Source organism: Paenarthrobacter sp. PH39-S1 (assembly GCF_030063245.1).
Lineage (GTDB): Bacteria > Actinomycetota > Actinomycetes > Actinomycetales > Micrococcaceae > Arthrobacter_M.
In genome coordinates this window covers 117,728-124,949 of the sequence record NZ_JASISR010000013.1, presented here as the reverse complement: position 1 = coordinate 124,949, position 7,222 = coordinate 117,728, and the positions used below count along the sequence as shown (strand labels likewise).

General features: G+C 65.4%; 5 protein-coding genes and 1 pseudogene. 3 read left to right on the top strand and 3 right to left on the bottom strand.

Annotated elements, in window-relative coordinates; translation table 11 throughout:
- Window positions 1-703 (bottom strand): annotated as a pseudogene (locus QMG52_RS10410) (hypothetical protein); the annotation flags it as partial.
- A 257-nt stretch (window positions 704-960) separates the two neighbouring features.
- Between QMG52_RS10410 and QMG52_RS10405 the strand changes: the two are divergent.
- Window positions 961-2,598: an ABC-F family ATP-binding cassette domain-containing protein gene (locus QMG52_RS10405; RefSeq protein WP_283560337.1), complete on the top strand. Its 1,638-nt coding sequence runs from the start codon at window positions 961-963 to the stop codon at window positions 2,596-2,598.
- Here the strand turns inward: QMG52_RS10405 and QMG52_RS10400 are convergent.
- A complete protein-coding gene (locus QMG52_RS10400; protein ID WP_283560336.1) occupies window positions 2,587-3,615 on the bottom strand; it encodes an SDR family oxidoreductase in 1,029 nt (342 codons plus the stop codon). The two genes, QMG52_RS10405 and QMG52_RS10400, sit on opposite strands and share 12 nt — an antisense overlap.
- Window positions 3,609-4,580, bottom strand: coding sequence for an aldo/keto reductase (locus tag QMG52_RS10395; RefSeq protein ID WP_283560335.1), 972 nt, complete (start codon window positions 4,578-4,580; stop codon window positions 3,609-3,611). The genes QMG52_RS10400 and QMG52_RS10395 overlap by 7 nt, the downstream gene beginning before the upstream one ends.
- An 88-nt stretch (window positions 4,581-4,668) precedes the next feature.
- On the opposite strand from QMG52_RS10395, the gene QMG52_RS10390 reads away from it, so the two are divergent.
- Window positions 4,669-5,514 (top strand): aldo/keto reductase, encoded by an 846-nt coding sequence (locus QMG52_RS10390; protein ID WP_283560334.1) that lies wholly within the window; start codon window positions 4,669-4,671, stop codon window positions 5,512-5,514.
- Window positions 5,515-5,646: 132 nt separating this feature from the next.
- Complete coding sequence (locus QMG52_RS10385; protein ID WP_283560333.1) at window positions 5,647-7,152, top strand: serine hydrolase domain-containing protein; 1,506 nt, start codon at window positions 5,647-5,649, stop codon at window positions 7,150-7,152.
- Window positions 7,153-7,222: the final 70 nt, after the last annotated feature.

Sequence of the window (7,222 nt, the reverse complement as noted above, 5' to 3'; positions counted from 1 at the left end):
CGGCGACGGCCCGGGTCTGGATGGCCTGGGCCCAGGACACCATTTTCCCGGCTGCGGCGGCGTAGTCGAGCTTCTGGTCGGCATCACCGCCGGCGGGGTCGGTGAGCAGCAGGGCCTCGGCGGTCCGTAGCGGGTCCAGCCTGTCGGGGTCCTCTTCCCGGACCAGGCCCGCCAACAGGGCCCGACGGACGGACTCGACCTGCAGGTCGGGCCGCACATCCGGGGACGCCAGATCACTCTCTGGCAGCACCGGTGGCTGTACATCCGCCGGTTCCACGTCCGCCGGCTGCAGGCCAGTGTCCGGCAGGCCGGGGTCCGGCAGGCCGGGGTCCGGCAGGCCGGGGTCCGGCAGGTCACTGTCCGCCGGTGGCTGCAGGTCCGCGGGCTGCAGGTCAGTATCCGGCAGGTTATTCTCCGCTGGCGGTTGCACATCGGCGGCCCGTGGATCGGCCGGCGGGTCATCGATCGCCCGGCCGTCGGCAACCCGATTATCCGCAGCGGGGATGTCCAGGACGGGTCTGTTCACCAGGGAGTGCCGCAGGTCCTCGTCGGTGACCGGACGGCTCGGGCCCCAGATCAGTTCCGGGAGAAATGGGACCGCGGACCCCGCAGTCAGAGTGCCTTGGACGAGGCCGCGGCGGGCGTGTTCGGGCCTCCCGAGGTATTCCTCGAGGAGTGCTTCGAAACCGGGTTCGCCGTTCATGCTACTAGTATATTCTAGTTATTCTACCATGGCCATAGTTAAATCGAACATATATCTTAGCCTGTATCGTCGTCTCCCCGTCGGCGCCTGACCGTATCAGTGTGGAGTTGCGGTCGTGGTCAGACGGTTCCGACTGAGCACACCGGCGGGAGTTGTGGTCAGTCAGCCCGCGTCCCAGACTGTCCGTGCGCGGGCCCTCCTCTGCCTGACCGTCCACCATGTGCGGGCAGCCTCCGCCGGTTGAATAAACTTGACCAATGAGTGCAACATTGGTGGCCAAGGACCTTTCCGGCGGCCACGCCCACCGGACACTGTTCGCCGATCTCAATCTGACTGTGGCACGAGGGGACGTGGTGGGTGTCGTGGGTGCCAACGGTGCCGGCAAATCAACGCTGCTGCGCATCCTCGCCGGGGTCGAAGACCCCTTCGCGGGCACGGTCAGCACGGCGCCGTCGGATGCCTTTGTCGGCTGGCTCCCGCAGGAACATGAGGGTCGTCACGGCGAAACGGTGACCGGCTACATCGCCCGCCGCACCGGCTCGGTCCAGGCAACCGCCAGGATGGAAGCTGCCGCGGACGCGCTGAGCTCGGGAACCACCTCGGCCAATGATGATTACGCCGCGGCGCTGGACCATTGGCTCGCCTGCGGTGCGGCGGATCTGGAGGACCGGATCCCCGCCGTGCTGGCGGAGCTGGAGCTGGGAACGGGTCCGGACGCGCAAATGACCGCCCTTTCCGGCGGCCAGGCGGCCCGAGTGGCCCTGGCGGCGCTGCTTCTCAGCCGCTTTGACATTGTCCTGCTGGACGAGCCCACCAATGACTTGGATCTGGCAGGACTGCAGCGGCTGGAATCCTTCGTTCAGGGGCTGCGCGGCGGCGTGGTCCTGGTTTCGCACGACCGCGAGTTCCTGGCCCGTTGCGTTACCTCCGTGGTTGAGTTGGATCTGGCGCAGAACCAGGTGACCGTTTACGACGGCGGATATGACGCGTATCTGCAGGAGCGGGCCACCGCGCGCCGGCAGGCACGTGCGGCCTATGACGAATTCGCCGACAAAAAGTCGGATCTGGTCGCCCGCGCCCGCACTCAGCGCGAATGGAGCTCGCAGGGCGTGCGCAACGCGATGAAGAAGGCCCCGGACAATGACAAGATCCGGCGCCGCGCCAGCACGGAGTCCTCGGAAAAGCAGGCGCAGAAGGTCCGGCAGATGGAATCGCGCATTGCCCGGTTGGACGAGGTGGCCGAACCGCGCAAGGAGTGGCATCTGCAGTTCACCATCGGGGCGGCGCCGCGCTCAAGTTCTGTGGTGGCCACGCTGAATCAGGCCGTCGTCCGGCACGGCGACTTTACGCTGGGACCGGTGTCGCTGCAGATCAATGCGGGGGAGCGGATCGGGATCACCGGGCCCAACGGCGCGGGCAAAACGACGCTGCTGCGGCTGCTGCTCGGACATGAGGCGCCCGACGGCGGCATCGCGGCCCTGGGCGCCAATGTCGCGGTGGGCGAAATTGACCAGGTCCGCGGAGGGCTGGCCGAGGCCGATGGTCTCGGCGATGCGTTTGAGAGCCAGGTCCCGGAGCTGAACGGCGCTGAGGTGCGCACCCTGCTGGCCAAATTCGGGCTCAAAGCGGACCAGGTCAGTGCCGCCGTCGGCAGTCTCTCACCGGGAGAGCGCACGCGTGCCGCGCTGGCCCTGCTGCAGGCCAAGGGCGTCAATCTGCTGGTGCTGGACGAACCCACGAACCACTTGGATCTGCCCGCGATCGAGCAGTTGGAGGAGGCGTTGGAAGGTTACGACGGCACCCTGCTGCTGGTCACGCACGACCGGCGACTGCTGGAGAAAGTCCGGCTGGACACCCGCTGGGATGTCAGCGGCGGCCGGGTTTCAGTCCGCTAGCGGCGCCCGCCGGGCCCAAGCCACAAGCTCGCCTGACAACGCCATGAAGTCCGGGTCGACGGTCTGCGCTTCGGGGTGCGCGTCGTGCCAGCCGATGATTTCCCGTGCCCCCGCGGAGTACGGAATGTCCGCCCGGTAACCGGGCACCAGGGACTTGATCTTGGCGTTATCGAAAATGACCGAGTGCGCCTTGTCCCCGAGCAATCCGGGGCCCAGCGACGGCGCATGCGCGGCAATTGTCTCCGAGGACACATGCACCAGCTCGGGCTCCGAAACCCCTGCTGCCTTGGCCAGCAGGCGGTAAATCTGATCCCAGGGCAGGAATTCGTCAGAGGTAATCGTGTAGCTTTCGCCGACTGCCTGCGGGCGGCCCAGCAGGGCGGTGAAGGCGACGGCAAAGTCCCTGCTGTGCGTCAGCGTCCACAGCGAGGTGCCGTCGCCATGCACCAGCACCGGCAGGCCACTCCGGAGCCGATGAATGTCCGTCCACCCGCCCAGCAAGGGCAGGGACGTGCGGTCATAAGTGTGCGAGGGGCGGACGATCGTCACCGGGAAGCCCTCGTCCCGGTAGGCCTGCATCAGCACGTTCTCGCAGGCGATCTTGTCCCGTGAATACTGCCAGAACGGGTTGCGCAGCGGCGTCGATTCCAGGACGGGCAACCGGACCGGCGGTTTCTGGTAGGCCGAGGCCGAGCTGATGAAAACGTACTGACTGGTCCGCCCAAGGAATCGGGCGATTCCGGCGGCTGCATGCTCGGGGGTGAACGAGACGAAGTCCGCCACGGCATCAAACCTGCGTCTTCCCAAGGCTGCCTGCACCGCGGCACCATCGCGGACATCCGCCTGCAGGACTTCGGCATCCTTCGGAGCCGGGCGCAGAGACGAGACGCCGCGGTTCAGTACGGTGACCCGATGTCCCTGGGCGACGGCGCGTTCCACCGCGGCCGCGCTGATCACACCAGTACCACCGATGAAGAGAATGCTGGGCGCGGCGGCGAACCCCCGGACGCTCACCATGCGTAGTCTTCCGGCGCGCTCCGGTGGCCGGGGAAGATACCGTCGAGCCGGTTGAGCGCGTCGTCTTCCAGCCTGACATCCAAGGCGGTAATGGCGGCGTCCAATTGCTCCTGGGTCCGGGGTCCCACGATCGGAGCGGTTACAGCGGGCTGGTGCAGCAGCCAGGCCAGGGCTACGTTGCCCGGTTCCTGACCGAGTTCATCGCAGAAGTCCTCGTACTGCTGGACCTGATCCCGATGGTTTTTGAGGGTCTCCTGGGCACGGCCCTCGGTGCGCCGGACGCCGCCGCGCTCCTTTTTCATTACTCCGCCCAACAGGCCGCCATGCAGCGGCGACCACGGAATCAGTCCCAGCCCATAGTGCTGCGCTGCCGGAATGACCTCGAGTTCCACGTTCCGGGTGAGGAGATTGTAGATGGACTGCTCGCTGATCAGACCGTTGTAATGCCGCCGTGCGGCAGCCTCCTGCGCGTGTGCGATGTGCCAGCCGGCGAAGTTGCTGCTGCCCGAATACAGGATTTTGCCCTGCTGGACGGCGACTTCGACGGCCTGCCAGACCTCCTCCCAGGGCGTGTTCCGGTCCACGTGGTGGAACTGGTAAACATCGATGTAGTCCGTCTGCAGCCGCTTCAGGCTGGCGTCCAGCGCCCGCCGGATATTCAGAGCGGAAAGTTTTGACTCATTGGGCAGGTGCGTCATGGTGCCATACAGCTTGGTCGCCAGCACGGTATGTTCGCGGCGGTTGCCGCCCTGGGCAAACCAGCGCCCGATGATCTCCTCGGTCCAGCCCCGATGGTGTTCCCCACCGTAAACATTGGCGGTGTCGAAGTAATTTATCCCCGACTGATGGGCCGAATCCATGATGGCGTGGGCGTCAGTTTCCTGGGTCTGCGGTCCGAAGTTCATCGTCCCGAGGCACAGACGGGACACTTTCAGACCAGAGCGGCCCAGCTGGGTATATTCCATTCCTCCAGTCTGCTCCAAACGCGTCTAGGCTGGGAAGAGGCCGGCGGAACTTCCCGCCGTCGGCATGACAGCGTGGAAAGGCAAACATATGTCTACCGAGCCGAAGGTTATCGTGCCCGAGCTGACTCTGAACAACGGGGTAACCATCCCTCAACTGGGGTTCGGTGTTTTTCAGGTCCCGCCGGAGGAAACCCAGAGAATCGTCGAGGACGCGCTGGCAGCCGGTTACCGCCACATTGACACCGCCGCTGCCTACGGCAACGAGGCCGGCGTAGGGGCGGCCATCGCCGCCTCGGGGATTCCGCGCGAAGAGCTGTTCATCACCACCAAGCTTCGCAACGGTGAACAGGGGAGTGCCGCAGCCGCTTTCGAGAACAGCCGCAGGGCGCTCGGTGTGGACATTGTTGACCTGTATCTGATTCACTGGCCGGTCCCATCACAAGGGCTGTTCGTGCAGGCCTGGAACGCAATGGAGAAGCTGTACGCCAAGGGCGCGATCCGGGCCATCGGTGTCTCCAATTTCCTCCCGGCCAATTTGGAGACATTGCTGGCCGGTGGCAGTATGACTCCGGCGGTCAATCAGATAGAACTGCATCCCACGTTCCAGCAGGAGGACGTTGCGGCCAAAAGCCGCTCCCACGGGATTGAGATCGAGGCCTACAGCCCACTGGGCCAGGGAAGTGATCTGTCTGCCGAAACGGTACGGACGCTGGCACAGAAACACGGTGCCACACCGGCGCAGGTCGTGCTGGCCTGGCACCTGGGCCGAGGGACTATCGTCATTCCCAAATCCGCGGATTCATCACGCATGCGGGAAAATCTGGCCGCCGTCACCCTGACGCTCTCCGCCGAGGAGCTGGCCGCCGTCGGCTCCTTGGAGGCCGGCCAGCGGATCGGTGCGGATCCGGCGACGGCGGCGTTCGCCCAAATGTGAGGCATGGCCGTCAGCGCAGCACCGGAAGGCACAGCAAGCGGGTAGGGTAGCCGCAGGTACAGTACGGGCATGCACAGCAGCAGTACAACGCCGCGACGGACACGCACTGCGCAGCTCCAGCAGGGAGGCACGATGGCACGGTTGCCGAAGCATTTCAGCCGCGTAGCTGCTGGCTGTCTGGCGGGTGTCCTGGTCGGTGCCGGTCTGTCTTTTGTGTCGTTGGAAGGTGCCGGGTCCGGCGCGGCGGCCGGATCGCACGACGGTGCCGCCAGGTACCGCGGCGCCGGGGAGGACAGCGGGGCTAATGTAGACCGCAACGGACAGGTCAACGGAGGCAATTTAGCCGGCGGGGCCAAACCCGGTGGCACGCCCGGCGGCGGTTCGTCCGGCGGGGTCAAATCAGGAAGCGGGACGCCCGGGATTGGCTCGTCCGGTGGTGGCACGTCTGGCAGCGGTTCGTCCGGCGGTGGCACGCCCGGCGGCGGTTCGTCCGGCGGGGTCAAATCAGGAAGCGGGACGCCCGGGATTGGCTCGTCCGGTGGTGGCACGTCTGGCAGCGGTTCGTCCGGCGGTGGCACGCCCATTCCTGTGGCCGCCGCACCGCCGGGGCTCTGGCAGTCGCTTCCGCCCGATCTGCAGTCGACGGTCAGCAATTTCGCTGCCGATCAGGGTGCCAACGGGGTAGCCGTCGGGATTGCCACCGCGCGGGGCCGGTTCCTCTCGCTGAATGGCTACGCCGATGTTGACAACGAAACGTTCCTTCAGGGAACGGATCTATTCGCTTATCGGAGCATCAGCAAAACCTTTGTGGGCACCGTGATCCTCCAATTGGTTGCCGAAGGGAAACTACGGCTGGACGACCCGGTGTCAGAGTACGTGGCCTCGGTTCCGTCCGGTGACACCATTTCGGTGCGGATGGCGCTGGAGATGCGGACCGGGCTGGCTGAGTATTCCGATACTCAGGACTTCTCGGACCAGATGAACTCCGGGGACGAGTACATCTGGACGGATGCGGACCTGCTCGCGGATTCTTTTGCACAGCCGCTGGTTTTCGACCCCGGCACGGACTTTGGCTACAGCAATACCAATACCGTGCTGTTGGGAACGATCATCAGGGTGCTCACGGGCCAAACCTGGGACCAGCAGGTGAGGACGCGGCTGCTGGATCCGTTGCACCTGACCTCCATCGTGTATCCGCCCAATGCTGCGTTGGGTGCCGTGCTGGAGCCGCCCGAGGATACGTCTGCGGAGGGTCCGTCGGGCCTTCAGCCGCCCAGTGATACGCTGTACAGCGCGGCGGGCGGACTGTTCGGAAATATCGGTGATCTGCTCAGTTGGGGGACCGAACTCGGGTCGGGGACGCTGCTTCCCTCGGACCTGCAGGCTGCCCGGATGACCTCGGTTTCGGATCCGCAGAACAGCGACTTCACTCCATCGTACGATGGATATGGATTGGCGCTGGGGGAGCTCGACGGTTGGTGGGGACACACCGGTGTTGGATTCGGCTACGAATCTCTGGTCATGTATGACCCGGTGAGAAAAGCAACGGTGGCAATCCTGATCAATACCGCCCTGGCTGACCCGAACGCGGCCGCCGACCTGTTCCGCGAACTGGTTCCCCAGCTCGGCCGGCTTTGAGCCCGGCCTGCTTTGAGCCCGACCTGCACGGCGGAATCAAGGCCGTGCAGGTCACACGTCGGCGCCTCGG

Coding starts and splice junctions, on each gene's coding strand:
- QMG52_RS10395 (WP_283560335.1), bottom strand. CDS start 4,580: ATGGAATATACCCAGCTGGGCCGCTCTGGTCTGAAAGTGTCCCGTCTG.
- QMG52_RS10400 (WP_283560336.1), bottom strand. CDS start 3,615: ATGGTGAGCGTCCGGGGGTTCGCCGCCGCGCCCAGCATTCTCTTCATC.
- QMG52_RS10405 (WP_283560337.1), top strand. CDS start 961: ATGAGTGCAACATTGGTGGCCAAGGACCTTTCCGGCGGCCACGCCCAC.
- QMG52_RS10390 (WP_283560334.1), top strand. CDS start 4,669: ATGTCTACCGAGCCGAAGGTTATCGTGCCCGAGCTGACTCTGAACAAC.
- QMG52_RS10385 (WP_283560333.1), top strand. CDS start 5,647: ATGGCACGGTTGCCGAAGCATTTCAGCCGCGTAGCTGCTGGCTGTCTG.